Below are 24468 nucleotides of genomic sequence, written 5' to 3'. Positions count from 1 at the left end.
TTACAGGTGGGCGTAGACGTCGTCGAGGGTGATGCCCTTCGCGAGCATCATCACCTGGGCGTGGTAGAGCAGCTGGCTGATCTCCTCGGCCGCGCGTTCGGGGCTCTCGTGCTCCGCCGCCATCCACGACTCCGCCGCCTCCTCGACCAGCTTCTTGCCGATCGCATGCACGCCGGCGTCGAGCTCGGCGACGGTGCGCGAGCCCTCTGGGCGGGTGCTCGCCTTGTCGGCGAGCTCGGCGAACAGCTGGTCGAAGGTCTTCATCGTGTGTCCAGCGTATCGGCCCGCGAGCTAGCCCCGGACGCCGCGCAGCACCGTCCACGTCGCCAGCGCGGCCTCGACGGCCTCGCGGCCCTTGTCCTCCCGGCTGTCCGGCAGACCGGCCCGGTCGAGGGCCTGCTGCTCGTCGTCGCACGTGAGCAGGCCGAAGCCGACCGGGACGCCGGTGTCGAGTGCGACGCGCGCCAAGCCGTCGGTGGCGGCGGCGCTGACGTACTCGAAGTGCGGCGTGCCGCCGCGGATGATCACACCGAGCGCGATGACGGCGTCGTACCCGGACGTCGCGCAGGCCTGGGCGATGATCGGCAGCTCGAACGAGCCCGGGGCGCGCAGCACAGTGACGTCGGTGACCCCGGCGTCGGCGAGCGCGGTCTGGGCGCCGGCCAGCAGCCCGTCCATCACCTCGTCGTGCCAGCTGGACGCGACGACCGCGACGCGTGCGCCGGCGGCGTCGACGTGCAGGCTGGGTGCTCCGTGCCCGCTCATTCGGGGACCTCCAGCCCGGGCAGGTCGTGACCCATCCGCTCGGCCTTGGTGCGCAGGTACCGGATGTTCTCCGGCGTCGGCGTGATGGCCAGCGGCAGGCGCTCGGCCACCTTGACGCCGTACGTCTCCAGGCCGTTCGCCTTGTCCGGGTTGTTGGTGAGCAGGCGGACCGAGGTGATGCCGAGGTCGCGCAGGATCTGCGCGCCCGCGGCGTAGTCGCGGTCGTCCTCGGCGAACCCGAGCTCGAGGTTCGCGTCGACCGTGTCGCGACCGTCGTCCTGCAGCGCGTACGCCTGCAGCTTGTGCAGCAGGCCGATGCCGCGACCCTCGTGGCCGCGGAGGTAGACGACCACGCCGGCGCCCTCGGCGGTGATCTCGGCCATCGACGCCTGGAGCTGCGGGCCGCAGTCGCAACGACGCGAGCCGAGCACGTCGCCGGTCAGGCACTCCGAGTGCAGGCGCACCAGGACATCCTGGGTGCTCGGCTCACCGTGGACGAGGGCGATGTGCTCGGAGCCGTCGATCGTGTCCCGGTAGCCGAGCGCGGTGAACTGCCCGAACTCCGTGGGCAGGCTGGTCTCGGCCAGCCGCTCGACCTGCGACTCGTGCAGGCGGCGATAGATCTGCAGGTCCTCGATCGAGACGAGAGCGAGGTCGTTCTCGTCGGCGAACTCCCGCAACGCGGGGGCGCGCATCAGCGTGCCGTCGTCGTGGACGACCTCGCCGATCACGCCGGCCGGGGTGAGCCCGGCGAGCCGGGTCAGGTCGACGGCGGCCTCGGTGTGGCCGGCGCGCTCCAGCACCCCGCCGTCCTTGGCGCGCAGCGGCAGGACGTGGCCGGGCTGGACGAGCTCGAACGGCTCCGTGGCCGAGTCGGCCAGCACGCGGCACGTGCGCGCGCGGTCGGCGGCAGAGATGCCGGTGGTGATGCCGTCGCGGGCGTCGATGGAGATCGTGTACGCGGTGCGCATCAGCTCGCGGTTGTGTGGCGTCATCAGCGGGATGCCGAGGCGGTCGAGGATCTCCCCGGTGATCGGCGCGCAGACGTAGCCGCTGGAGTGCCGCACGAGGAAGCCCATCAGCTCCGGCGTCGCCTTGCTGGCGGCGAAGATGATGTCGCCCTCGTTCTCGCGGTTCTCGTCGTCGACCACGACGACGGCCTTGCCGTCGCGGATGTCAGCGAGCGCCCGTTCGATGCTGTCGAGTCGCACCTTCATGCGCGTGCCTCCTTCTGCTGAGCGGCCAGCAGCCGCTCGACGTACTTGGCGAGGATGTCCACCTCGAGGTTGACCCGGTCGCCGGGTCGCGTGGTGCCGAGCGTGGTGTCGGCGAGGGTCGTGGGGATCAGGGAGACCGAGAACCAGGGCTCCCCCTCCTCGTCCGGCACCGCGTCGACGACGTCGACGACGGTCAACGAGACCCCGTCGACGGTGATGGAGCCCTTGGGCACCAGGTAGCGGGCCAGCTCGGCCGGGATCGCGAAGCGCAGCACTTCCCAGTGGTCACCGGGCGTGCGGTCGATCAGCGTGCCGGTGCCGTCGACGTGGCCCTGGACGACGTGTCCGCCCATCCGGGCGCCGGCGGCCATGGCGCGCTCGAGGTTCACGGCGTCGCCCACCGCGAGGTCGCCGAGCGACGTCTTGGCGAGCGACTCGGCCATGACGTCGGCGGAGAACGTGTCGTCGTCCTGGGCCATCACGGTCAGGCAGCAGCCGTTCACGGCGATCGACGCGCCGTGCGTGGCGTCGGCGGTGACGACGGGGCCGCGCACGGTGAGGCGGACCGAGTCGCCGAGCGACTCGATCGCGGTGACGGTGCCGGTCTCCTCGACCAGTCCGGTGAACATCAGGGCATCTCCTCTCGTGCGCAGCGACCAGGCGTGCCGATGATGCGGATGTCGGGCCCGACGGTGCGCAGGTCCTGCACGTCGATGGGGCGCAGGTCGGCGAGCGTGGTGGCCTCGCCCTCCAGGGCGGCGCGGCCGGAGCCGAGCATGGACGGCGCGATGTAGCCGATGACGCGGTCGATCAGCCCGGCGTTCCAGAACCCGCCGGCGAGACGCGGACCGCCCTCCAGCCAGACGTGGTGGATCTCGTTCTCGGTCAGCTTGGCCAGGACCGTGTCGGGGTCGCGGCTCTGGATCAGGAGTGTCGGGGCGACCCGGTCGAACACCCGGTAGTACTGCGGGATCTGCGTCTCGCCGACCACGACGCGCAACGGCTGCTGCTCGTAGGGCAGCGGCAGGTCGTCCTCGTCGCGCACGGTGAGGCGGGGGTCGTCGGCAAGGACCGCGCCGGTGCCGGCCATGATCGCGTCGGACTCGGCACGGAACGCCTGGACGTCGCGACGTGCCTCCGCGCTGGTGATCCACTTGCTGCTGCCGTCGGGCGCGGCGCTCAGCCCGTCGAGCGTCGCGGCGTACTTCCAGGTGACGAACGGACGGCCGTGCGTGATGGAAAAGGTCCACTCGACGTTCAGCGCGGTGGCCTCGTCGGCGAGCACGCCGGACTCCACGTTGATGCCCGCGGCCTGGAGCGCGGCCGCTCCCCCGGCAGCCTTCGGGTTCGGATCGGTCTGGGCATGGATGACGCGGGCGACGCCGGCCGCGATCAGCGCGCTGGCACACGGCTCGGTGCGTCCGGTGTGGTTGCAGGGCTCGAGCGTGACGACGGCCGTGGCACCACGCGCCTGGTCCCCCGCCCGCGCGAGGGCGTCGGCCTCCGCGTGCGGCGTGCCGGCACCACGGTGGACGCCGACGGCGATCTCGGCGCCGTCCGGCGCCAGGAGGACGCAGCCGACCCGCGGGTTCGGCAGCGTGCGGGGCACGGAGCGCGCGACGTCGATCGCGCGGCGCATCGCTCGCAGCTCCGTCTCGGTGGCCATCGTTCTCTCCAGCTCCAGATCTCCTGGTGCACCGGGGCGATGGCGGGCGGGCGTCACTCACGCGACGCGGAACCCGACGCGTGCGCATCCCATCCGGACTCTGACCGTCGGTACCGGAGTTCCACCGGTTCAACCTCGTCCAGCAAGCTGGACTCGGGTCGCGGACTGTCACCGCCGGCTCGGAATTTCACCGACCCCTGTGCACGCGAGCGTGTTGCTCGTTGCCCTCAGTCTAGCGCGGACCTCGTCAGAGGTGGCTGTGCTGTTCGGCACTCGAGCGCAGCTGGGCCACCATCGCGTCCGGGTCGCCCGCCCCGAAGACCGCCGAGCCGGCGACGAACACGTCGGCCCCGGCCTCGGCGCAGCGCTCGATCGTGTCGGCGGAGATGCCGCCGTCGACCTGCAGCCAGATGTCGCCGCCCCGCTTGTCGAGCAGCGCGCGGGTGCGCTGGATCTTGGGCAGGCAGACGTCGAGGAACTTCTGACCGCCGAACCCGGGCTCGACCGTCATCAGGAGGACCATGTCCAGCTCTCCCAGCAGGTCCTCGTAGGGCTCGATCGGCGTGGCCGGGCGAAGCGCCATCGACGCGCGAGCGCCCTTGGCGCGGATCTCGCGGGCCAGGCGCACCGGCGCGCGGGCCGCCTCGACGTGGAACGTGACGCTCTGCGCGCCGGCATCGACGTACTCAGGCGCCCACCGGTCGGGGTCCTCGATCATCAGGTGGGCGTCGATCGGCTGCTTCGCGACCTTCGACAGCGCCTCCACGACCGGCGCACCGAGGGTCAGGTTGGGCACGAAGTGGCCGTCCATGACGTCGACGTGCAGCCAGTCGGCTCCGGCGATCCGCGCGGCCTCGGCCTCGAGGTTCGCGAAGTCGGCCGACAGCAGGCTCGGGGCGATCTGGATACCCATGTCCGGAGCGTAGCGAAGGAGGTCGAGTGTCCCGCGAGGAACGAGCGGGATGTATCGAGACCCCGAAAGCCTAGTGGGAGCTCAGGGTGCCGACGGGTCGCGCAGGATGCCCTGGATCACGATGTCGAGCATCGGCGTGGACTCGTCCACGCTCAGGTGCGACTGGTCGGCGACGGTGGCGATGCCGCTGACGAGCCGCATGACCTCGCGCGAGTCGACGCCGTCGCGCAGCTCGCCCCGGCCGGCCAGGTGCGTGAGGACCTTGTCGTTCGCGCCGACCAGGACCTGGCACTTGCGGTAGATCGGCGAGGACTCGTCGTCCATCGCGGACATCACCTTGGCGGCGGCGCCGCGGTAGACGCCGATGTTCTCGACGAACTTGCCGAACCACGTCCGCAGCGTCTCCTGGGCGTCGAGGCCCGCGGCGATGACCTCGTCACTGTCGGAGTCGACGTCCTCGGACCACTCGCGCATGACGGCGTCGATCAGGTCGTCGCGCGTCGGGAAGTGCCGGTACAAGGTGCCCGGACCGACGCCCGCGCGCTTGGCGATGTCGTCCAGCGACGCCTGGGCCCCGTGCTCCCGGAAGATCTCCCGGGCCGCGGCGAGCAGCTTGTCGTAGTTCCGCTGGGCGTCCGCGCGCCTCGGCTTGGCGGTCTCCTCGGACGCGATGACGGCAGGTGTGGTGGAGGCCACAGCACAACCCTCCTTGCTAACCGGAGACACTCTCCGTATAGTCGGTCAAGTAACCGGAGTCATCCTCCGTTCCAGTGTACGTCACTTCGACTCGTACGACAGAAAGCCGTCTTCATGACCACCATCACCTCCGCTCCACCGGCGCAACGGCGGGCCACCGTCGGCCTTGCGCTGGTGCTCACGGCGCAGCTCATGCTCATCCTCGACATGACCGTCGTGAACGTCGCGCTCCCCCTGCTCAAGACCGACCTCGGGTTCAGCGCGGCGAATCTCTCGTGGGTCCTCAACGCCTACGCCCTCGCCTTCGGCGGCCTGCTGCTGTTCGGCGGCCGTCTCGGCGACGTCATCGGGCGCCTGCGGTCGTTCGAGATCGGTGTCACCGTCTTCTCGGTGGCGTCCCTGCTCGGCGGCCTGGCCCAGGACCCCGCCATGCTCGTCGCCTCCCGCGCCCTGCAAGGCGTCGGCGCCGCCATCGCGGCTCCGAGCGTGCTGGCGCTCATCGTCGCCGGCGCGCCCACCGAGGCGGCCCGCAACCGCGGGCTCGCGCTGTTCAGCGCGGTGTCGTCCGCCGGCGCCTCCATCGGCCTGATCCTCGGCGGCGCCCTCACCGGGTACGCCTCGTGGCGCTGGGCCCTGATCATCAACGTGCCGATCGGCCTCATGGCCGTCCTGCTCGTCCGTCGCTTCGTTCCCGAGACGAACCGTCAGCCCGGACACTTCGACGTGCTCGGCGCCATCACCGCGACGGCCGGCTCGGTCGCCCTGGTGTACGGGTTCATCAGCGTCGCGGACCACGGCTGGACGTCGCCGGTCACGATCAGCGCGTTCGTCGTCGCCGCCGCCCTGCTGAGCTCGTTCGCCGCCGTGGAGCGCCGGGCGCGTCAGCCGCTGCTGCTGCCGTCGCTGCTCCAGGCCCGCTCACGCGTCGCGGCTCTCACCACGATGATGCTGTTCATCGGCGTGCAGATGGCGCTGTTCTTCCTCATGGTGCAATTCATGCAGCGCACGCTCGGCCTCGGCGCCTTCACGTCGGGGCTGGCGTTCCTGCCGCTGAGCCTGGCGATCTTCGCGGTCTCGCGGGTGACCCCGCGCCTGGTGGCGCGCTTCGGCCCGTGGCCGCTCATCACCGCCGGCTCGACGCTGGGACTCATCAGCGTTGCCTGGCTGCGGGAGCTCACCACGACCAGCACGTACTGGGGCGACGTCGCCACGCCGCTGCTGATCAACGGCATCGGCGCGGGGCTCGCGTTCATGCCGATCACCGTGGTGGTGCTGTCCAAGGTCGACGACCGTCACACCGGGACCGCGGCCGGCATGCTCCAGACGACGCAGCAGATCGGCGGCGCCCTGGGACTCGCCGTCATCGTGTCGGTCTACGCCTCGTACGCCGTGCCCGGCGAGTTCATCCCGGGCGTGCGCGAGGCGCTCGACACCGCGTCGATCTTCGGGCTGCTGGCCGTCCTCGTCGCGGGCACGATGGCCGCCCGGCAGCTGCGGCCCGGCCGCACGCCGGCGCTGGTCTCAGCCGCGACGGAGTAGGGCGCAGAACATCGCGTCCGTGCCGTGGAGGTGCGGCCACCACTGGTGGTCGGCCTCCACGGTCACGTCCGGGCGAGCGGACACGACGGCGTCGACGACCTCGACCGTCTCCGCGCGGTGGGGCGAGCACGTGGCGTAGGCGACGACTCCCCCGGGCCGCGTCAGGTCCAGCGCTCGGTCCAACAGATCGCGCTGGAGCGGGACGAGCGTCGCGAGGTCCTCGGGGCGGCGGCGCCAGCGGGACTCCGGGCGTCGCCGCAGCGCCCCGAGACCGGTGCACGGCGCGTCGACGAGCACCCGGTCGAACGACTCCGGCTCCCACGGGCCGTGCCGGCCGTCGTGCACGGTGACCTCGACGTCCGGCAGCTGTCGGAGCGCCTGCTCGACCAGCTCGGCCCGGTGCCGCTGCACCTCGTTGGCCACCAGGTGCGCGCCGCGCCGGGTGGCCAGGGCAGCCAGCAGAGCCGCCTTTCCGCCGGGTCCGGCGCACAGGTCGAGCCATCGGTCGTCCTGGCCGTCGACCGTCGCCTCCGCGAGCGTGATGGCGACGAGCTGTGACCCCTCGTCCTGCACGCCGGCGCGGCCGTCACGGACGGCAGCGATCTCGCCGGGGTCACCACCTTCGAGGATCCGCGCGTACGGCGACCAACGACCAGGTTCGCCGGGCAGCTCGGACGGATCGGACAGGCCCGGTCGGGCGACGAGCGTGACCTTGGGCGGCAGGTTGTCCGCGTCGAGCAGGCCTCGGAGATCGCCGTCCGGTCCAAGCGCGTCGCGAAGTGCCTGGACGATCCACACCGGGTGCGACGCACTGATGGACAGCGCCTGGTCCTCGCCCAGCCCGGCGGTGAGCTCGGTGACCCAGGTGTCGAGGTCCTTCTCCCCCACCCGACGGAGCAGGGCGTTGGCGAAGCCGACCGGTTTGTGGCCGGACGTGCGGCGGACGAGGTCGACCGTGGTCGAGACCGCGGCGTGGGCCGGGACGCGCATGCCGAGCAGCTGGTGGGTCCCGAGCCGCAGCGCGTCGAGCACCGGCGGGTCGATGCCCTCGATGCCCTGGCGAGAGAGATGGCCCAGGATCGCGTCGTAGGTGCCACGGCGGCGCAGCGTGCCGTGGGTCAGCTCGGTGGCCAGTCCGGCGTCCCGGCCGGTGATGCCGCGCTCGCGCAGCAGCGTCGGGAGGAGCAGGTTGACGTAGGCGTCCCGCTCGTCGACGGCGCGCAGCACGTCGAAGGCGGTGCCCCGGACCGGGTCGCTCACGCCAGAACCGTGCCGTCCGGGACACCGGCACCGCGGCCCCAGTCGGCGGCGGCCATCGCCTTCTTCCCGACCGGCTGGACCTCGCCCAGCACGACGTCGGTGGTGGCGGTGCCGACCCGGACCTCCCGCTTGCCGACCTGGATCACTCCGGGACGGAGGGTGTCCTCGGGCGTGATCGTCACGGGGCCGAGCTTGAGCCGCTGGTCGCCCACGACGGTCCACGCGCCCGGTGCGGGGGTGCAGCCGCGGACCTGACGGTCGACGGCGAACGCCGGCCGGGTCCAGTCGACCCGCGCGTCCTCGGTGGTGAGCTTGGCGGCGTACGAGACGCCGTCCTCCGGCTGCTGGTGGGCGCCGATGTCGCCGTCCTCGATGTGGTCGAGCGCGTCGACGAGCAGGCCGGCGCCGAGGCCGGCCAGGCGGTCGAGCAGCGTGCCCGCGGTGTCCTCGTCGCGGATCCGCTCGGTGATGGTGCCGAGCACCGGTCCGGCGTCGAGCTCCTCGACGAGGCTGAAGACGGTGGCGCCGGTGATCTCGTCGCCGGCCATGATCGAGCGCTGCACCGGAGCGGCGCCGCGCCAGGCGGGCAGGACCGAGAAGTGCAGGTTGACCCAGCCGAGCTCGGGGATGTCGAGCGCCTCGCGGCGGATGAGCGCGCCGTAGGCGACGATCGGGCAGCACGCCGGGCCGATCTCGCGCAGGCGAGCCATGAACGCCGGGTCGGAGGGCTTCTCCGGCCTGAGGACCTCGATGCCGAGCTCGGCCGCTCGCTGCGCGACCGGGGAGGGCTGGAGCGTGCGGCCGCGGCCGGCCGGCGCGTCGGGCCGGGTGAGCACCGCGGCCACCTCGTGCCGGCTCGCGACGAGAGCGTCGAGCGTCGGAAGGGCGGTCTCGGGCGTTCCGGCGAAGACGACTCTCACCCGGTCGAGTGTAGGGATCCGGTCAGAAGCCGAGCGGGTCGATCCGGACGCGCACCGGAGTGAGCTTCGCGGCTGACCGCTCGGCCTGGACCTGTTGCAGCGACCGGGCCAGCTCGGCACCCTCGCGCCGAGGGGCGCGGAGCACGAGCCGCTCCCCCTCCTCGTGCGGGACGGGGCCGAGGACCTCGGTGTTCGGGGTCCAGGAGCGAGCGCCGAGCGCCGCGAGGGTCTCCGCGTCGCCGTCGACGGTGGCGAGCCGGCCGATCGGCGGCAGGTGGGTGGCCGCACGGTCGGCCAGCTCCTGCGCCGCCAGCCCGGTCGGATCGGCACGGACGAGCGCCTGGAGCACGGCCGGGTCGCCGACGGCGATGGCGGTGGCCGTCTCGCGAGCCAGGGCGAGGGCGTTGAACCAGCGGCGGTGCGACTCCTCGACCACGCGGACGTCGTCGCGGCCGAGCATCAGCCAGGTGTCCATCAGCACCACGAGCTCGTAGCCGCCTGCGGCGACCGGTTCCGCGCCAGGCGTCGCAAGCACGACGAGGGCCTCGTGGCCGACGGTGTCGAGCACGGTGTCGCCGCCGGACGTGACGACCTCACGGTCCGGGAAGGCGCGGGCGTACTCCTCCGCCGTGCGGCGGTGGCCGATGCTGGTGGCGCGCACCGTGGTGCCGCCGCACGCGGGGCACGCCCAGTCGGCTGCGACCGTGCCACACCAGCGGCAGGCCAGCGGCGCGGACGGTCCGGCCTGTCCGAGCGGGCCGGAGCACGTGGCGCAGCGGGCCGGTTCGCGGCAGGCCTGGCAGGCCAGGGACGACCGGTACCCGCGCCGTGGCACCTGCACGAGCACCGGTCCCTCGGCGGCCCGGATGGCCTTGAACACCTCGTGCGGCAGGCGGGCCGGTGCTCCTCCGTCGACCGAGCCGTCGGTGACGTCGAGGCGCGGCCACGCGCGTCGCCGGGTGGTGGCCTCGGCGACGATCTCGGCGCACCAGCCGGAGTCGACCAGCGACTGGGCCTCCGGCGTCCGCGCGAAACCGCCGACCAGGACGGCCGTGGACTCCTGGACGGCGCGGGTCAGCAGCACTTCGCGGGCGTGCGGGTAGGGCGCCCGGGGCTCGGCGAACAGGTCGTCGCCGTCGTCGAACAGCGCCACGAGCCCGAGATCCTTCACGGGCGCGTACGCGGCGGCTCGCGTGCCCAGGACGACCTGGACCGCCCCGCGAGCGACCGCCAGGAACGACCGGTAGCGCTCGGCCGGCTTCTCGCCGCCGGTGAGGACCACGTGGCGGCCCTTCCCCAGCACCTCGGTGAAGACGGCGTCCCACCGCGCGACGTCGCGCACGCCGGGGACGCACACGATGCTGCCGCGGCCGGCGTGGAGCGTGGCGAGGCAGGCTTCGGCCATCGCCCGCGCCGGGTCGCGGTTCGGGAGCGCGGACCAGCAGGCCCGGGGCCGCTCCCCCGCCGCCAGCGCGGCGACGAACGCCGGACCCTGCGGCCAGAGCTGCCAGCCGTCGTCGGTGACCTGGGGCAGGTCGCCGTCGACCGGCCCGGAGGGCTGCGCCTCGACGCGGGCCTGGCGCGGCGGCACCGCGAGGCGCAGGACGTCACTGAGCGTGCCGGCCCACCGATCCGCGACCGCGCGGGCCAGCGTGATCACCGCAGGCGAGAGCACCGGCTCCGGCGAGACTGCCTTGGCGATCGGCGCCAGCCTGCCGTCGTGCTCGGACTCCTCGACGAGCTCGGCGACGAACCCGTCGACCATGCGCCCGGCGAACCGCACCTTGACGCGGCAGCCTTCGTGCACGTCGTCGCGCAGCTCGTCGGGGACGAGGTAGTCGAACGGCCGGTCCAGGTGCGGCAGCGGCGTGTCGACGAGGACGCGTGCGATCACGCCCCCGTTCCTACCAGCCGCTGCCGACCATGGTGATCTCGATTCCCCCACGGGCAGGCCCGCGGGAGGTGCCCCCAACGACGTCGCTGGCGCTCGCAGGCACTCGATCACCGAGAGCGGGTCAGGCGCCGGCGGCGGCCTTCAGCGCCTCGGCGCGGTCCGTGGACTCCCACGGCAGGCCCGCACGGCCGAAGTGGCCGTACGCGGCGGTCTGTACGTAGATGGGACGCAGCAGGTCGAGGTCGCGGACGATGGCGCCCGGACGCAGGTCGAAGACCTCGAGGACGGCCTCGGTGATCTTCTCGACCGGGACGGTCTCCGTGCCGTAGGTGTCGACGTAGAAGCCGACCGGCTTCGCCACGCCGATGGCGTAGGCGACCTGGGCCTCGGCCTTCGTGGCCAGGCCGGCCGCAACGATGTTCTTGGCGACCCAGCGCATCGCGTAGGCGGCGGAGCGGTCGACCTTGCTCGGGTCCTTGCCGGAGAACGCGCCACCACCGTGACGGGCGTAGCCGCCGTAGGTGTCGACGATGATCTTGCGGCCGGTGAGGCCGGCGTCGCCCTGCGGGCCGCCGATCACGAACTTGCCGGTGGGGTTGATGTGCAGCTTGTAGTCCGACGAGTCGATGTCGTACTGGCTCAGCACCGAGTCGATGACGTGCTTCTGCAGGTCCGGCTCGAGCTGGCCCTCGAGGTCGAGGCCGTCCTCGTGCTGGGTGGAGATGACGATCGCCTCGACGCGCACCGGCTTGAGGTCGTCGTCGTACTCGATGGTGACCTGGGTCTTGCCGTCCGGGCGCAGGTACGGCAGCGTGCCGTCCTTGCGGACCGCGGTGAGCTGCTCGGCGAGGCGGTGCGCGATGGTGATCGGCAGCGGCATCAGCTCGGGGGTCTCGTCGCACGCGTAGCCGAACATGAGGCCCTGGTCGCCCGCGCCCTGACGGTCGAGCTCGTCGTCGGAGGCGTAGCGGCGCGTGTCCTCGGAGTTGTCGACGCCCTGGGCGATGTCGGGCGACTGCGGGTCGAGGGCGATCTGGACCGACGCGGTCTTGCCGTCGTAGCCCTTCTCGGAGGCGTCGTAGCCGATCTCGAGGATGCGCTCACGGATGATCGCGTTGTAGTCGATCTGGGCCTGCGTGGTGATCTCGCCACCGACGAGCGCGAGGCCGGTCGTCACGAAGGTCTCGCACGCGACGCGGCTCTTCGGGTCCTGCGCGAGCAGGGCGTCGAGGATGCTGTCGCTGATCTGGTCGGCGATCTTGTCCGGGTGACCCTCGGTCACGGACTCGGACGTGAAGAAACGGCTCACTCAAGCTCCTGGAGGATGATTCGGCGCCGACGGACCTGTCCGTCGAGCAGCGGTAACTGCAGGCAGTCTAGACGCTCTGTCCGCATGCTGGCGGAGGAGTCCGAAAAGCGGTCATTGGCCGAGTCGGTCCACGACCGCGTCCCAGACGGCGTGGGCGACGGACAGCTTCGGGCCGTGCGGCACGGGTGCCTCGGTGCCGTCCGCGCCGAGGATCACGACCTCGCTGTCGGCCTGGCCGAACACCCGCTCGCCGCTGACGTCGTTGACGACGAGCAGGTCGCAGCCCTTGCGCTCGAGCTTGGCGCGGGCGTGGTCGAGGACGGAGCCGCGGTCGTCGCCGGTCTCGGCGGCGAACCCGACGATCATCGGCTTCTTCTCGGGCCGCGTGCGGACGAGCTCGGCCAGGATGTCGGGGTTCTCGACCAGCTGGATGTCGGGCGTGGTGCCGTCCGGGGTCTTCTTGATCTTGGCGTCGACGCGCTCCGCGGGCCGGAAGTCGGCCGGGGCGGCGGCCATGACCACCGCGTCGGCATCGGCAGCGGCGGAGAGCACCTCGCGGCGCATGTCCTCGGTGCTCACCACGCGGACGATCTCCGCGCCGGCAGGATCCGGGAGCGCGACGTTGGCCGACACCACCGTGACCGTGGCACCACGCGCGATGGCGGCCTCGGCGAGGGCATAGCCCTGGAGCCCGGACGAGCGATTGCCCAGGAACCGGACGGGGTCGAGGTACTCGCGCGTGCCGCCGGCGGAGACCACGACGTGCTTGCCCTGGAGGTCGCGCGGGCGCTCGTCGAGGAGGTTCACGCACGCCGTGTAGATCTGCTCGGGCTCGGGAAGACGTCCGGGCCCGGTGTCGGCGCCGGTGAGCCGGCCGCTGGCGGGCTCCAGCACGGAGAACCCGCGCGAGCGCAGCAGCTCGACGTTGTGCTGCGTGGCCGCGTTCAGCCACATCTCGGTGTGCATGGCCGGGGCGAACAGCACCGGACAGCGCGCGGTGAGCAGCGTGTTGGTGAGCAGGTCGTCGGCCAGGCCGTGCGCTGCCTTGGCCAGCAGGTTGGCGGTGGAGGGCGCGACGACGACGAGGTCGGCGTGCTGGCCGAGCCGGACGTGCGGCACCTCGTGGACGTCCTCGAAGACGTCGGTGTGCACCGGACGGCCCGACAGCGCCTCCCACGTGGGGGCGCCGACGAACTTCAGCGCGGCCTCGGTGGGGACGACCGTGACGGAGTGACCGGACTCGGTGAGCAGGCGCAGCAGTGACGCGGCCTTGTAGGACGCAATGCCGCCTGAGACGCCGAGGACGATCTCGCTCAGGTCAGGCTCCGGTGTCCTCGGACGCGTCGTCGGCGGAGGCCGTGGCCTCCTCCGTGCCGTCGATGTCCTCGACGGTCAGCAGGTCGCCGTTGATCTCGCGCAGCGCGATCGACAGCGGCTTCTCCTGCACGTGCGTCTCCAGCAGGGGGCCGACGTACTCGAGCAGGCCCTCGCCCAGCTGCGAGTAGTACGCGTTGATCTGCCGGGCCCGCTTGGCGCTGTACAGGACGAGCTTGTACTTGGAGTCCGACTTCTCGAGCAGGTCGTCGATGGGCGGGTTGGTGATGCCCTCGGCGACGGAGCGCGTGGTGGTCACAGGTGCCTCCCGGCCGTTTTCAGGCCTTACGAAAGATTGGGGGTGGTGTCGCGGCTGGTGCCGGAACGGATCAAGTCTACCAACTGCGAACACGCTTCGGCGACGTCGGTGTTGACGATGGTGACGTCGAACTCGGACTCCGCGGCGAGCTCGTCGACGGCGGTGCGCAGGCGCCGGGCCCGCTCCTCCGCGTCCTCGGTGCCGCGCCCGACGAGCCGGCGCTCCAGCTCGGCCATGTCCGGCGGGGCGAGGAAGCACATCAGGGCCTCGGGCATGCGCTCGCGGACCTGGCGGGCGCCCTGGAGGTCGATCTCCAGGAGCGAGGGCACTCCGGCGGCGAGGTGCTCCTCGACGGGGGCACGCGGCGTTCCGTAGCGCGACGCGCCGTGCACGACGGCCCACTCGAGGAGTCCGTCCTCGGCGATGAGCCGGTCGAATTCCGCGTCGGAGACGAAGTGGTAGTGCACCCCGTCGACCTCGCCTGGTCGGGGCCGACGGGTGGTGACGGACACCGAGATCCAGATGTCCGGGTGATCGCGGCGCACACACGCCGCGACCGTGCCCTTGCCGACCGCCGTGGGGCCGGCAAGGACGACGAGACGGGTGGCTGGGACGGAGGGGCTGCCGATCGGGGGTGACCCGTCAGCCACGGTTTCCGTCTCGGCCGCCGAACTCCTTCAGGAGGGCCGCGATCTGGTTGGCCCCCAGGCCCCGGAGCCGCCGGCTGTCGGCGATCCCGATGCGCTGCATGATCTCCTGGGCGCGGACCTTGCCCACGCCGGGCATGGACTGCAGGAGGTCCTTGACCTTGAGCTTCGCGATGATCTCGTTGGCCTTGGACTCCTGGATGACCTCCGCGAGGGTGGCGCCGGAGTTCTTGAGTCGGTTCTTCACCTCGGCTCGCAGCTGACGTGCTTGCGCGGCCTTCTCGAGTGCTGCCTGACGCTGCTCGGGCGTCAAGATGGGGAGTGCCACAACTTCACCTCTCTGTTGTTCGGAGTGCGAGCGCACGCGAGGGGGTCACGTGAGCTTGATGTCGCATTCCTGCTGGACATTCTTCACGACGGCCCGCCGTTGGTCGGCCGTCTTGTTGAACGCCTCATACGCGTTGTTGAGCTTCTTGAGCTGGGCAGTGCTGAGCTTCTTGACCCGAGCGGTGTCGGTCATCTGCTCGAGCTTGACCCCGACCTCGTCCTGGGCAGCCAGGACGCCTTCGGTGACCTTGGCGATCGCGGTCCAGTCGGGCTTCACCGACGCGGGCGCGACCTTGGCGACGGCTCGGAACGTGCGGGCGTAGCCGGTGTAGGCCGTCGTGGTCCGCTTCTGGCCGAACGTGTTGAGCGTGGACTCGTGCTCCTTGACCTCGCCGCAGTACGGGTCGTCGCTCCCGCAGGCCGAGAGGGTGACGAGCGCCAGCACAGCGGTGACCATCAACGCGACGGCACGCATCATGCAGGGCTCCTGGACGTCCGGTACATCTCCAGCGAGCGTACAAGTTCCGCATTGACCTGAGCAGCAGAATCGCGGAGTGCGGCCGGGTCGGGCCCGGCCTTCAGGACCCCCCGTGAGGTGGACGGGAGGACTCGGTCGGCGACCGGCCCGAACAGCCGGGCGACGTCGTCGGCCGTGCCGCCCTGGGCGCCGAGCCCGGGCGCGAGGATCGGCCCGTTGAACGCGACGTCCTCGTCGAGTGTCTCGAGCGTCGCGCCGATGACCGCACCGAACGGCCCCATCGGCGTGCGGTCGCCGTTCAGCGCCTTGAGCTGCGCCAGCACCGAACCGGCGACGGTCCCCTCGGTGTCGCCCTGCCGTGCTCGCTGAACCTGCGGCCCCTCCGGGTTGGAGGTCAACGCCAGGACGAAGACGCCGGTGTCGTTCCGCTCGGCGGTCTCGAAGAACGGCTCCAGCGAGCCGAAGCCGAGGTACGGGCTAACCGTGACGGCGTCCGCGCACATCGGGCTGTCCTCGTCGAGGTAGGCCTCGGCGTAGGCGGCCGCGGTGCTGCCGATGTCGCCGCGCTTCACGTCGAGGAGCACCAGCGTGCCGGTGTGCCGGAGGTCCTGGATCGTGCGCTCCAGCACGGCCACTCCCCCGGCGCCGAACCGCTCGAAGAAGGCCGACTGCGGCTTCACGAACGCCACGTGCCCGGCGAACGCCTCGACGCACGTCGCCGCGAACCGCTCGAGGCCCTCGACCGAGTCGGGGAGCCCCCACTCCTCGATCAGCGCCGCGTGCGGGTCGATGCCCACGCACAGCGGCCCGTAGGCGTCCATCGCCGCGCGGGCTCGAGCGCCGAATCCTGACTTCATCGCACATCCTCGAGGTCACGGGCCCAGTCCTGCAGCGACTTCACGTCGACCCGCTCCTCGATCAGCGCCTCGATGCCCTGCACCGCTGCCGCGAGGCCCTGGACCGTCGTGATGCACGGGATGCCCTCGGCCACCGCGGCCGTGCGGATCTCGTAGCCGTCGACGCGCGGGCTGCCGCCCGACGTGGTGCCGTGCGGCGTGTTGATGATGAGCTGCACGTCCTGGTCGTGGATCTTCTCGACGATGGTGCTCCGCGTGCCTTCCGGCTCCTCGTGGAGCTTGCGGATGACCGTGGCCTCGACACCGTTGCGACGCAGCACCGACGCGGTGCCGCTGGTGGCAAGGATCTCGAAGCCCAGGTCGGCGAGCCGCTTCACCGGGAACACCATGTGCCGCTTGTCGCGGTTGGCGACCGAGACGAAGACCTTGCCGGACAGCGGCAGGCCGTTCTGGGCGCCGGCCTGGCTCTTGGCGTACGCCGTGCCGAAGCCGTCGTCGATGCCCATCACCTCGCCGGTGGAGCGCATCTCCGGCCCGAGGACGGTGTCGACGTAGCGGCCCTCGTAGGTGCGGAACCGGTTGAACGGCATGACCGCCTCCTTGACGGCCATCGGGGCCGCATCCGGCAGGAGGCCGCCGTCGCCCTGCTCGGGCAGCACGCCGGCCTTGCGGAGGTCGGCGATCGACTCCCCCAGCATCACCCGGGCGGCGGCCTTGGCCAGCGGCGTGGCCGTGGCCTTGGAGACGAACGGCACCGTGCGCGAAGCCCGCGGGTTGGCCTCGAGCACGAACAGCGTGTCGGAGGCGAGCGCGTACTGGATGTTGATCAGGCCGCGCACGCCGACGCCTTCGGCGATGGCCAGCGTGGACTGCCGGATCTTCTCGATGTCCTCGCCGCCGAGGGTGATCGGCGGCAGGACGCAGGCCGAGTCGCCGGAGTGCACGCCGGCCTCCTCGATGTGCTCCATCACGCCGCCCAGGAACAGCTCCGTGCCGTCGTAGAGCGCGTCGACGTCGATCTCGACCGCGTCGTCGAGGAACCGGTCGACCAGCACCGGGTGCTCGGGCGAGATCTGCGTGGCCCGGTCGATGTACTCGCGCAGGGTGTCCTCGTCGTAGACGATCTCCATGCCGCGGCCGCCCAGCACGTACGACGGACGCACGAGCACCGGGTAGCCGATCTCCTCGGCGATCTCCCGGGCCGCCTCGAACGTGGACGCCATCCCGTGCTTGGGGGCAGGCAGGTTCGCCGCGGACAGGACCTGGCCGAACGCGCCGCGCTCCTCCGCGAGGTCGATGGCCTCCGGCTGCGTGCCCACGATCGGGACGCCAGCAGCCTTGAGCCCGGCGGCGAGACCGAGCGGGGTCTGACCGCCCAGCTGCACGACGACGCCGACGACCGGACCGGCCTGCTGCTCGGCGTGGACGATCTCGAGCACGTCCTCCAGCGTCAGCGGCTCGAAGTACAGGCGGTCCGACGTGTCGTAGTCGGTGGACACGGTCTCGGGGTTGCAGTTGACCATGACGGTCTCGTAGCCGACCTCCGAGAGCGCGAGAGCTGCGTGCACGCACGAGTAGTCGAACTCGATGCCCTGGCCGATGCGGTTGGGGCCGCTGCCCAGGATCAGCACGGCGGGCTTGTCGCGCGGCTCCACCTCCGTCTCCTCGTCGTACGAGGAGTAGTGGTACGGCGTCTTGGCGGCGAACTCGGCGGCGCAGGTGTCGACGGTCTTGTAGACCGGCCGGACGCCGAGGGCGTGGCGCACCCCGCGCACGACGTCCTCGCGGATGCCGCGGATGCGGCCCAGCTGGGCGTCGGAGAAGCCGTGCCGCTTGGCCTTCAGCAGCAGGCTCGGCGTGAGCTCGCCGACCTCGATCAGCTCGACCGCGATCTCGTTGATCAGCGCCAGCTGGTCGACGAACCACGGGTCGATGCCGGTGGCCGCGAAGATCTCCTGGTGCGTGGCACCGGCGCGGATCGCGTCCATCACCTTCTTGAGACGGCCGTCGTGCGGGACCTTGATCTCCTCGAGGAGCGCCGCCTTGTCGAGGTCGACCCACTGGTGGCTCCAGTCGAAGACCGCGTCGGGCCGCTCCAGCGACCGCAGCGCCTTCTGCAGCGCCTCGGTGAAGTTGCGGCCGATGGCCATCGCCTCGCCCACCGACTTCATGTGGGTGGTGAGCGTGGCGTCGGCGGCCGGGAACTTCTCGAACGCGAACCGCGGCACCTTGACCACGACGTAGTCGAGCGTGGGCTCGAACGACGCCGGCGTCTCTTGCGTGATGTCGTTGGGGATCTCGTCGAGCGTGTAGCCGATGGCGACCTTGGCGGCGATCTTGGCGATCGGGAACCCGGTGGCCTTCGAGGCCAGCGCCGACGACCGCGAGACGCGCGGGTTCATCTCGATGACGACGATGCGGCCGTCCTCGGGGTTCACCGCGAACTGGATGTTGCAGCCGCCGGTGTCGACGCCGACCTCGCGGATGACGCCGATCGCGATGTCGCGCAGCCGCTGGTACTCCACGTCGGTGAGCGTCATGGCCGGGGCCACGGTGATGGAGTCGCCGGTGTGCACGCCCATCGGGTCCAGGTTCTCGATCGAGCAGACGATTACCACGTTGTCGGCGGTGTCACGCATGACCTCGAGCTCGTACTCCTTCCAGCCGAGGATCGACTCCTCCAGGAGCACCTCGGTGGTGGGGCTGAGCGCGAGGCCGGACCCGGCGATGCGGTACAGGTCCTCCTCGTCGTACGCGAGCCCGGAGCCGCTGCCGCCCATCGTGAACGACGGGCGCACCACGACCGGGTACCCGAGGTCCTCGACCGCGGCGAGGCAGTCGTCCATCGAGTGGCAGATGGCCGACCGCGCGACCTCGGCGCCCCAGGCGACGGGGAGTCCCTCGACGATCCGCTTGAACGACTCGCGGTTCTCGCCCTTCTGGATCGCGTCGATGGACGCACCGATGAGCTCGACGCCGTGCTTCTCGAGCACGCCCTGCTCGTCCAGCGCGATGGCCGTGTTGAGGGCCGTCTGACCGCCGAGCGTGGCGAGCAGCGCGTCCGGCTTCTCCTTGGCGATGACCTTCTCGACGAACGCCGGCGTGATCGGCTCGACGTACGTGGCGTCGGCGAACTCCGGGTCGGTCATGATCGTGGCCGGGTTGGAGTTCACCAGGATGACGCGCAGGCCCTCCTCACGCAGCACGCGGCAGGCCTGCGTGCCGGAGTAGTCGAACTCGCAGGCCTGGCCGATGACGATCGGGCCCGACCCGATGACCAGGACCGACTCGATGTCCTCGCGACGTGGCATCAGGCCCTCCCGGTGGTTGAGCTGGTCGAAGCCATGAGATCGGCGAATCGGTCGAAGAGATAGGCGGCGTCGTGCGGTCCGGCCGCAGCCTCCGGGTGGTACTGCACGCTGAAGCCCGGCGCGTCGAGCAGGGCGATGCCCTCGACGACGTCGTCGTTCAGGCAGACGTGCGTGACGTGGGCCGAGCCGAACGGCGTGGAGAACGAGCCGTCCAGCGGAGCGTCGACCGCGAAGCCGTGGTTGTGCGCGGTGACCTCGACCTTGCCGGTGGTGCGGTCCTGCACCGGCTGGTTGATGCCGCGGTGGCCGTACGTGAGCTTGTACGTGCCACGGCCCAGGGCCCGGCCGAAGATCTGGTTGCCCAGGCAGATGCCGAAGTACGGCAGCCTCCGGCGCAGGACCTCCTGCAGCAGCTCCACCGCGTGGTCGGCGGTGCTGGGGTCGCCCGGTCCGTTCGACATGAACACGCCGTCGGCGCCGAGGCGCTCGATGTCGTCGATCGTCGACGACGCCGGGAGGACGTGCACCTCGATGCCGCGCTCGGCCATCCGCCGGGGCGTCATCCCCTTGATGCCGAGGTCGACGGCGGCGACGGTGAACCGCTTCTCGCCGCGTGCGTGCACGACGTACGGCTCGGGAGTGGTGACGTCGTCGAGGAAGTTGGAGCCGGCCATCGTCGGGGCCGACCGCACCTGACCGAGCAGCGACGCGACGTCGGAGGTCTCCGAGCTGACGACGCCGCGCATGGACCCGCGCTCGCGCAGGTGCCGGGTGAGCGCGCGGGTGTCGATGCCGCTGATGCCGACCACGTTCTGCTCGACGAGCAGGTCGTCGAGGGACCGCTGCGAGCGCCAGCTGCTCGGCACGCGTGCCGGGTCGCGCACCACGTAGCCGTCGACCCACACGCGCCCGGACTCGAAGTCGGTGGTGTTGGCGCCGGTGTTGCCGATGTGCGGGGCCGTCATCACGACGATCTGGCCGCGGTAGGACGGGTCGGTGAGCGTCTCCTGGTAGCCGGTCATGCCGGTGGCGAACACCACCTCGGCGACCGTGGTGCCGCGCGCGCCGTAGGCCTGGCCGTGGAACGTCCGCCCGTCCTCCAGGACGAGGACCGCGTCACTCATGCGTAGACCTCCTGCAGCTCGCCGTCGAGGACGGTGGCCCGGCCCCGGAGGAAGGTGGCGACGACCCGACCGGGGACGGTCAGGCCGGCGTAGGGCGTGTTGCGCGAGAGGGAGGCCGTGTCGGTGGCCTCGACGACGCGCTCCGCCGACGGGTCGACCAGCGCGAGGTTGGCCGGCTCCCCGACGGCGATCGGGCGGCCGTGCCCGGCCACGCGGCCGATCTCGGCCGGACGGTAGGACATCCGTCCGGCGACGTCGGCCCAGGTCAACAGGCCGGGGTCGACCATCGTCTGCTGGACCACCGACAGGGCCGTCTCCAGGCCGAGCATGCCGAACGCGGCGGCCGACCACTCGCACTCCTTGTCCTCCATGGGGTGCGGGGCGTGATCGGTGGCCACGACGTCGATGGTGCCGTCGGCCAGCGCCTCGCGCACGGCCTGGACGTCGTCGGCGGAGCGCAGCGGCGGGTTGACCTTGTAGATGGGGTCGTAGCTGCGGACCACCTCGTCGCTGAGGAGCAGATGGTGCGGGGTGACCTCGGCCGTGACGTTGATGCCGCGGCTCTTGGCCCAGCGGATGATCTCGACCGAGCCGCGCGTGGACACGTGGCAGACGTGCAGCCGCGACCCGACGTGCTCGGCGAGCAGGACGTCGCGGGCGACGATCGCCTCCTCGGCGACCGCCGGCCACCCGGTGAGTCCGAGCTCGCCGGACAGCGGGCCCTCGTTCATCTGGGCGCCCTCGGTGAGCCGCGGCTCCTGGGCGTGCTGGGCGATGACGCCGTCGAACGCCTTGACGTACTCCAAGGCGCGGCGCATCAGCACGGCGTCGGAGACGCACTTGCCGTCGTCGGAGAAGACCCGGACGCCGGCGGCGGAGTCGGCCATCGCGCCGAGCTCGGCGAGCCGCTCTCCCCCGAGGCCGACCGTGACGGCGCCGACGGGCTGGACGTCGCAGAAGCCGCCCTCGAGCCCGAGCCGCCAGACCTGCTCGACGACGCCGGCGGTGTCGGCGACCGGGTCGGTGTTGGCCATGGCGTGGACGCAGGTGAAGCCGCCTCGCGCGGCCGCCCGGGAGCCGGTGAGCACGGTCTCCGCGTCCTCGCGGCCGGGCTCGCGCACGTGCGTGTGCAGGTCGACGAGTCCGGGCAGCGCGACCAGGTCGGTGGCATCCACCTCGTGTGCGTCCGCGGGCGCGTCCAGGCCGGTGCCGACCGCGGTGAACGCCCCGTCCTCGATCAGCAGGTCCACGACGTCCTCGTCGAGCAGGCGGGCGTTGCGGATGACGGTGGTGCTCATTCGTTCTCCTCCTCGGCCGCTCCGCCGAGCAGCAGGTACAGGACGGCCATGCGGACGGCGACGCCGTTGGTGACCTGCTCGACGATGACCGAGCGGTCCGAGTCGGCGACGTCGGCGTTGATCTCCATGCCGCGGTTCATCGGGCCGGGGTGCATGACGATGGCGTGGTCGGGCAGCCGGTTCATCCGGGCGACGTCGAGGCCGTAGCGGCGGCTGTACTCGCGGGCGCTCGGGAAGAACGCGGCGTTCATCCGCTCGCGCTGCACGCGCAGCATCATCACGGCGTCGGACTTCTCCATCGCGGCGTCGAGGTCGTACGACGTCTGCACCGGCCAGTGGTCGACGCCGACCGGCAGCAGCGTGGGCGGCGCGACGAGCGTGACGTGCGCGCCGAGGGTGTCCAGCAGCAGCGCGTTCGACCGGGCGACCCGGCTGTGCAGCACGTCACCCACGATGGTGATGTTCTTGCCCTCCAGGCTCTGCCCTTTGCCGCCCAACGGCCCGGCACCCCCGCCGACGAGGTGGCGGCGCATCGTGAACGCGTCGAGCAGCGCCTGCGTGGGGTGCTCGTGCGTGCCGTCGCCGGCGTTGACCACGGCGCCCTGCGTCCACTGGGCGTGGGCCAGGCGGTGCGGCGCGCCGGAGTGGTGGTGCCGCACGACGACCGCGTCGGCGCCCATGGCCTGCAGGGTGAGCGCGGTGTCCTTGAGGCTCTCCCCCTTGGACACGCTCGATCCCTTGGCCGAGAAGTTGATGACGTCGGCGGAGAGCCGCTTGGCCGCGGCCTCGAACGAGATGCGCGTGCGGGTCGAGTCCTCGAAGAACAGGTTGACCACGGTGCGCCCGCGCAGGGTGGGCAGCTTCTTGATCGGCCGGCTCGCGACCGAGAGGAGCTCCTCGGCCGTGTCGAGGATCCGGACGGCGTCCTCGCGACTCAGGTCGGCCGCACTCAGCAGGTGGGTGAACGTCATGCCGGCGCACCTCCGACGATCGTGACGGCGTCGACGTCGTCGGTCTCGACGAGCGTGACCTTGACCTTCTCGGCCAGGGACGTCGGCAGGTTCTTGCCGACGAAGTCGGCGCGGATCGGCAGCTCGCGGTGCCCCCGGTCCACGAGGACCGCCAGCTGGACCAGGCGGGGCCGGCCGAGCTCGTTCAGGGCGTCGAGGGCGGCGCGGATCGTGCGGCCGGAGTACAGGACGTCGTCGACGAGCACGACGACGCGGTCGTCGATGTCATCCGGGATCTCGGTGTGCTCCAGCGATCGCGCGGGCTTGAGCCGCAGGTCGTCGCGGTACATCGTGACGTCGAGCGAGCCGGCAGTGATCTCGCGGCCCTCGACCTCGCTCATGCGGCGGGCGACGCGGTGCGCGAGGTGGACGCCGCGGGTCGGGATGCCGAGCAGCAGCACGTCGGCGGAGCCGCGGTTGCGCTCGAGGATCTCGTGCGTGATGCGCGTGAGCGCCCGGGCGATGTCGTTCTCGTCGAGAACGGTGCGGGCGTCGGCTGGGACCGGATCAGGTCGGGCAGCACCGGACGGCGCGACCATTCTGACCTCCTTCTCCGCCTCACGGGACGGCCGTTAAAGGATGTCGGGTTGTCGTGACGTCAGCCTATCAGCGAGCCCCGACGTGTTCTGCGGCTACTGGACCAAGCCCTCGGCCTTGAGCCAGTCGAGGGCGACGATCGCCGGGTCCTCCCCGTCGGCGTCGACCTTGGCGTTGAGCTTCAGCATCACCGTGTTGGTGAGCTTGGGGTTCAGCTCGGCGAAGATCTCCTTCAGCTCCGGATGCGCCCTGAGGAGCCTGCTGTCGATGACCTCGGTGAGGTTGTACAGCGGGAAGAAGCGCCGGTCGTCCTCGAGCACGGTGAGCCCCAGGCCGGGGATGCGGCCGTCGGTGGTGAACACCTCGCCGAAGTTGCACGTGCCCTTGGCGGTGGCCGTGTAGACGACGCCGGTGTCGAGCGTCGTGACCTTGCCGAGGTCCTTCTGGGTGAGGCCGTACGTCTTGAGCATCGGCACGAACCCGTCGTTGCGCTTCGCGAACTCGCTCTCGACGCAGAACGTGAGCTCCTTCTTGGGCAGACTCTTCAGGTCCGACAGCCTCGTGACCTTCAGCCGCTTGCCGGCCTTCTCGCGGATCGCGAACGCGTAGGTGTTGTTCATCGGTGCCGGCTCGAGCCAGGTGAGGCCGTTCTTCTTCCGGTCCTCGGAGTCGACGGCCTTCCACTGCTCCGTCGCGCCCTTCACCGGCTTCTCGTGACCGAGGTAGTTGATCCAGCCGGTGCCCGTGTACTCCGGCGAAATGTTGGCGTCGCCGTTGAGCAGCGACTGCCGGACGCCGAAGCTCCCCGGGGTGTTGGTGTTGTTGGTGACGTCCGCGCCGGCGGTGTTCAGCACGATCGAGACCATGTTGCCGAGGATGAGCTGCTCGGTGAAGTTCTTGGCCGCGACCGTGACCTTCACGCCCTCGAGCGAGTCGTAGTGCTTCACGGCGGCGGGGTCGGCGTCCAGCACGGTGCCCGACGCGGACTGCAGCCCGCACCCGGCCGCGGCCAGGCACGCCAGGCCACTGACGGCGGCGGCGAGTCGGTCACGAGTCGAGCGGAGCAT

Annotated in this window: 24 protein-coding genes and 1 riboswitch; of the genes, 1 reads left to right on the top strand and 23 read right to left on the bottom strand. The window is 71.3% G+C overall.

Going from position 1 to position 24468, the window contains the following annotated elements; all coding sequences use genetic code 11:
* The 7 genes from FHP06_RS01830 to FHP06_RS01800 form a co-directional block, all read right to left on the bottom strand.
* A complete protein-coding gene (locus tag FHP06_RS01830) occupies window positions 1-264 on the bottom strand; it encodes a phosphoribosyl-ATP diphosphatase (protein ID WP_147683221.1) in 264 nt (87 codons plus the stop codon).
* Between the two features lie 27 nt (window positions 265-291).
* Entirely contained in the window at window positions 292-765 is a 474-nt protein-coding gene (ribH, locus tag FHP06_RS01825) for a 6,7-dimethyl-8-ribityllumazine synthase (RefSeq protein WP_147683219.1), read from the bottom strand.
* Window positions 762-1982 carry a bifunctional 3,4-dihydroxy-2-butanone-4-phosphate synthase/GTP cyclohydrolase II gene (locus FHP06_RS01820; RefSeq protein WP_147683217.1) on the bottom strand — a complete coding sequence of 407 codons (1221 nt, stop codon included), beginning with the start codon at window positions 1980-1982 and terminating at the stop codon, window positions 762-764. The genes ribH and FHP06_RS01820 overlap by 4 nt, the downstream gene beginning before the upstream one ends.
* Complete coding sequence (locus tag FHP06_RS01815; RefSeq protein WP_147683215.1) at window positions 1979-2611, bottom strand: riboflavin synthase; 633 nt, start codon at window positions 2609-2611, stop codon at window positions 1979-1981. The genes FHP06_RS01820 and FHP06_RS01815 overlap by 4 nt, the downstream gene beginning before the upstream one ends.
* The gene (gene ribD, locus FHP06_RS01810) at window positions 2611-3648 is read right to left on the bottom strand and encodes a bifunctional diaminohydroxyphosphoribosylaminopyrimidine deaminase/5-amino-6-(5-phosphoribosylamino)uracil reductase RibD (RefSeq protein WP_147683213.1); all 1038 of its coding nucleotides are present in this window, start codon (window positions 3646-3648) and stop codon (window positions 2611-2613) included. The genes FHP06_RS01815 and ribD overlap by 1 nt, the downstream gene beginning before the upstream one ends.
* Before the next feature lie 76 nt (window positions 3649-3724).
* A riboswitch (FMN riboswitch) is annotated at window positions 3725-3857 on the bottom strand.
* 38 nt (window positions 3858-3895) lie between these two features.
* Window positions 3896-4561, bottom strand: coding sequence for a ribulose-phosphate 3-epimerase (rpe, locus tag FHP06_RS01805; protein WP_147683211.1), 666 nt, complete (start codon window positions 4559-4561; stop codon window positions 3896-3898).
* Between the two features lie 81 nt (window positions 4562-4642).
* Window positions 4643-5257, bottom strand: coding sequence for a TetR/AcrR family transcriptional regulator (locus FHP06_RS01800; RefSeq protein ID WP_230973369.1), 615 nt, complete (start codon window positions 5255-5257; stop codon window positions 4643-4645).
* Between the two features lie 114 nt (window positions 5258-5371).
* Here FHP06_RS01800 and FHP06_RS01795 point away from each other — a divergent pair, with 114 nt between their 5' ends.
* Window positions 5372-6796 carry an MFS transporter gene (locus tag FHP06_RS01795; protein ID WP_147683209.1) on the top strand — a complete coding sequence of 475 codons (1425 nt, stop codon included), beginning with the start codon at window positions 5372-5374 and terminating at the stop codon, window positions 6794-6796.
* On the opposite strand, the gene FHP06_RS01790 is transcribed toward FHP06_RS01795, so the two are convergent.
* The 16 genes from FHP06_RS01790 to FHP06_RS01715 form a co-directional block, all read right to left on the bottom strand.
* Window positions 6779-8056, bottom strand: a complete 1278-nt coding sequence (locus FHP06_RS01790; protein WP_147683207.1) for an RsmB/NOP family class I SAM-dependent RNA methyltransferase — start codon at window positions 8054-8056, stop codon at window positions 6779-6781. The two genes, FHP06_RS01795 and FHP06_RS01790, sit on opposite strands and share 18 nt — an antisense overlap.
* Complete coding sequence (fmt, locus tag FHP06_RS01785) at window positions 8053-8976, bottom strand: methionyl-tRNA formyltransferase (RefSeq protein WP_147683205.1); 924 nt, start codon at window positions 8974-8976, stop codon at window positions 8053-8055. The genes FHP06_RS01790 and fmt overlap by 4 nt, the downstream gene beginning before the upstream one ends.
* A 22-nt stretch (window positions 8977-8998) precedes the next feature.
* Window positions 8999-10870, bottom strand: coding sequence for a primosomal protein N' (locus FHP06_RS01780; protein ID WP_230973368.1), 1872 nt, complete (start codon window positions 10868-10870; stop codon window positions 8999-9001).
* Between the two features lie 121 nt (window positions 10871-10991).
* Window positions 10992-12179, bottom strand: a complete 1188-nt coding sequence (metK, locus tag FHP06_RS01775; protein WP_147683203.1) for a methionine adenosyltransferase — start codon at window positions 12177-12179, stop codon at window positions 10992-10994.
* 111 nt (window positions 12180-12290) lie between these two features.
* The gene (gene coaBC / locus FHP06_RS01770) at window positions 12291-13496 is read right to left on the bottom strand and encodes a bifunctional phosphopantothenoylcysteine decarboxylase/phosphopantothenate--cysteine ligase CoaBC (protein WP_222706340.1); all 1206 of its coding nucleotides are present in this window, start codon (window positions 13494-13496) and stop codon (window positions 12291-12293) included.
* Window position 13497: 1 nt separating this feature from the next.
* A complete protein-coding gene (gene rpoZ / locus FHP06_RS01765) occupies window positions 13498-13812 on the bottom strand; it encodes a DNA-directed RNA polymerase subunit omega (RefSeq protein WP_147683199.1) in 315 nt (104 codons plus the stop codon).
* A gap of 26 nt (window positions 13813-13838) precedes the next feature.
* Entirely contained in the window at window positions 13839-14462 is a 624-nt protein-coding gene (gene gmk, locus FHP06_RS01760) for a guanylate kinase (RefSeq protein ID WP_147683197.1), read from the bottom strand.
* Complete coding sequence (gene mihF / locus FHP06_RS01755; RefSeq protein WP_147683195.1) at window positions 14455-14787, bottom strand: integration host factor, actinobacterial type; 333 nt, start codon at window positions 14785-14787, stop codon at window positions 14455-14457. The genes gmk and mihF overlap by 8 nt, the downstream gene beginning before the upstream one ends.
* Before the next feature lie 45 nt (window positions 14788-14832).
* Window positions 14833-15264 (bottom strand): hypothetical protein, encoded by a 432-nt coding sequence (locus FHP06_RS01750; protein ID WP_147683194.1) that lies wholly within the window; start codon window positions 15262-15264, stop codon window positions 14833-14835.
* The gene (gene pyrF / locus FHP06_RS01745) at window positions 15261-16121 is read right to left on the bottom strand and encodes an orotidine-5'-phosphate decarboxylase (protein WP_147683192.1); all 861 of its coding nucleotides are present in this window, start codon (window positions 16119-16121) and stop codon (window positions 15261-15263) included. The genes FHP06_RS01750 and pyrF overlap by 4 nt, the downstream gene beginning before the upstream one ends.
* Complete coding sequence (gene carB, locus FHP06_RS01740; RefSeq protein WP_147683190.1) at window positions 16118-19432, bottom strand: carbamoyl-phosphate synthase large subunit; 3315 nt, start codon at window positions 19430-19432, stop codon at window positions 16118-16120. The genes pyrF and carB overlap by 4 nt, the downstream gene beginning before the upstream one ends.
* A complete protein-coding gene (gene carA, locus FHP06_RS01735) occupies window positions 19432-20556 on the bottom strand; it encodes a glutamine-hydrolyzing carbamoyl-phosphate synthase small subunit (protein ID WP_147683188.1) in 1125 nt (374 codons plus the stop codon). The genes carB and carA overlap by 1 nt, the downstream gene beginning before the upstream one ends.
* Entirely contained in the window at window positions 20553-21854 is a 1302-nt protein-coding gene (locus FHP06_RS01730) for a dihydroorotase (RefSeq protein WP_147683186.1), read from the bottom strand. The genes carA and FHP06_RS01730 overlap by 4 nt, the downstream gene beginning before the upstream one ends.
* On the bottom strand, window positions 21851-22825 hold the full coding sequence (locus FHP06_RS01725; RefSeq protein ID WP_147683184.1) for an aspartate carbamoyltransferase catalytic subunit: 975 nt from the start codon (window positions 22823-22825) through the stop codon (window positions 21851-21853). Before FHP06_RS01725 ends, FHP06_RS01730 begins: the two co-directional genes overlap by 4 nt.
* Window positions 22822-23403, bottom strand: coding sequence for a bifunctional pyr operon transcriptional regulator/uracil phosphoribosyltransferase PyrR (gene pyrR / locus FHP06_RS01720; RefSeq protein ID WP_147683182.1), 582 nt, complete (start codon window positions 23401-23403; stop codon window positions 22822-22824). The genes FHP06_RS01725 and pyrR overlap by 4 nt, the downstream gene beginning before the upstream one ends.
* Before the next feature lie 93 nt (window positions 23404-23496).
* A complete protein-coding gene (locus tag FHP06_RS01715; protein WP_147683180.1) occupies window positions 23497-24468 on the bottom strand; it encodes a glycine betaine ABC transporter substrate-binding protein in 972 nt (323 codons plus the stop codon).

Origin of the sequence: Aeromicrobium terrae (assembly GCF_008039565.1) — a bacterium.
GTDB lineage: Bacteria > Actinomycetota > Actinomycetes > Propionibacteriales > Nocardioidaceae > Aeromicrobium > Aeromicrobium terrae.
Note: the sequence above shows the minus strand (reverse complement) of the source record. Positions and strands in the feature narration are given on the sequence as shown.

Excerpts from the sequence above, each read along its gene's own strand:
- FHP06_RS01795 (WP_147683209.1), top strand. The coding sequence starts at position 5,372 with ATGACCACCATCACCTCCGCTCCACCGGCGCAACGGCGGGCCACCGTC.
- carA (WP_147683188.1), bottom strand. The coding sequence starts at position 20,556 with ATGAGTGACGCGGTCCTCGTCCTGGAGGACGGGCGGACGTTCCACGGC.
- FHP06_RS01730 (WP_147683186.1), bottom strand. The coding sequence starts at position 21,854 with ATGAGCACCACCGTCATCCGCAACGCCCGCCTGCTCGACGAGGACGTC.
- ribH (WP_147683219.1), bottom strand. The coding sequence starts at position 765 with ATGAGCGGGCACGGAGCACCCAGCCTGCACGTCGACGCCGCCGGCGCA.
- FHP06_RS01750 (WP_147683194.1), bottom strand. The coding sequence starts at position 15,264 with ATGATGCGTGCCGTCGCGTTGATGGTCACCGCTGTGCTGGCGCTCGTC.
- pyrF (WP_147683192.1), bottom strand. The coding sequence starts at position 16,121 with ATGAAGTCAGGATTCGGCGCTCGAGCCCGCGCGGCGATGGACGCCTAC.
- rpe (WP_147683211.1), bottom strand. The coding sequence starts at position 4,561 with ATGGGTATCCAGATCGCCCCGAGCCTGCTGTCGGCCGACTTCGCGAAC.
- FHP06_RS01725 (WP_147683184.1), bottom strand. The coding sequence starts at position 22,825 with ATGACGTTCACCCACCTGCTGAGTGCGGCCGACCTGAGTCGCGAGGAC.
- pyrR (WP_147683182.1), bottom strand. The coding sequence starts at position 23,403 with ATGGTCGCGCCGTCCGGTGCTGCCCGACCTGATCCGGTCCCAGCCGAC.
- FHP06_RS01715 (WP_147683180.1), bottom strand. The coding sequence starts at position 24,468 with ATGCTCCGCTCGACTCGTGACCGACTCGCCGCCGCCGTCAGTGGCCTG.
- FHP06_RS01815 (WP_147683215.1), bottom strand. The coding sequence starts at position 2,611 with ATGTTCACCGGACTGGTCGAGGAGACCGGCACCGTCACCGCGATCGAG.
- carB (WP_147683190.1), bottom strand. The coding sequence starts at position 19,432 with ATGCCACGTCGCGAGGACATCGAGTCGGTCCTGGTCATCGGGTCGGGC.
- ribD (WP_147683213.1), bottom strand. The coding sequence starts at position 3,648 with ATGGCCACCGAGACGGAGCTGCGAGCGATGCGCCGCGCGATCGACGTC.
- FHP06_RS01830 (WP_147683221.1), bottom strand. The coding sequence starts at position 264 with ATGAAGACCTTCGACCAGCTGTTCGCCGAGCTCGCCGACAAGGCGAGC.
- FHP06_RS01820 (WP_147683217.1), bottom strand. The coding sequence starts at position 1,982 with ATGAAGGTGCGACTCGACAGCATCGAACGGGCGCTCGCTGACATCCGC.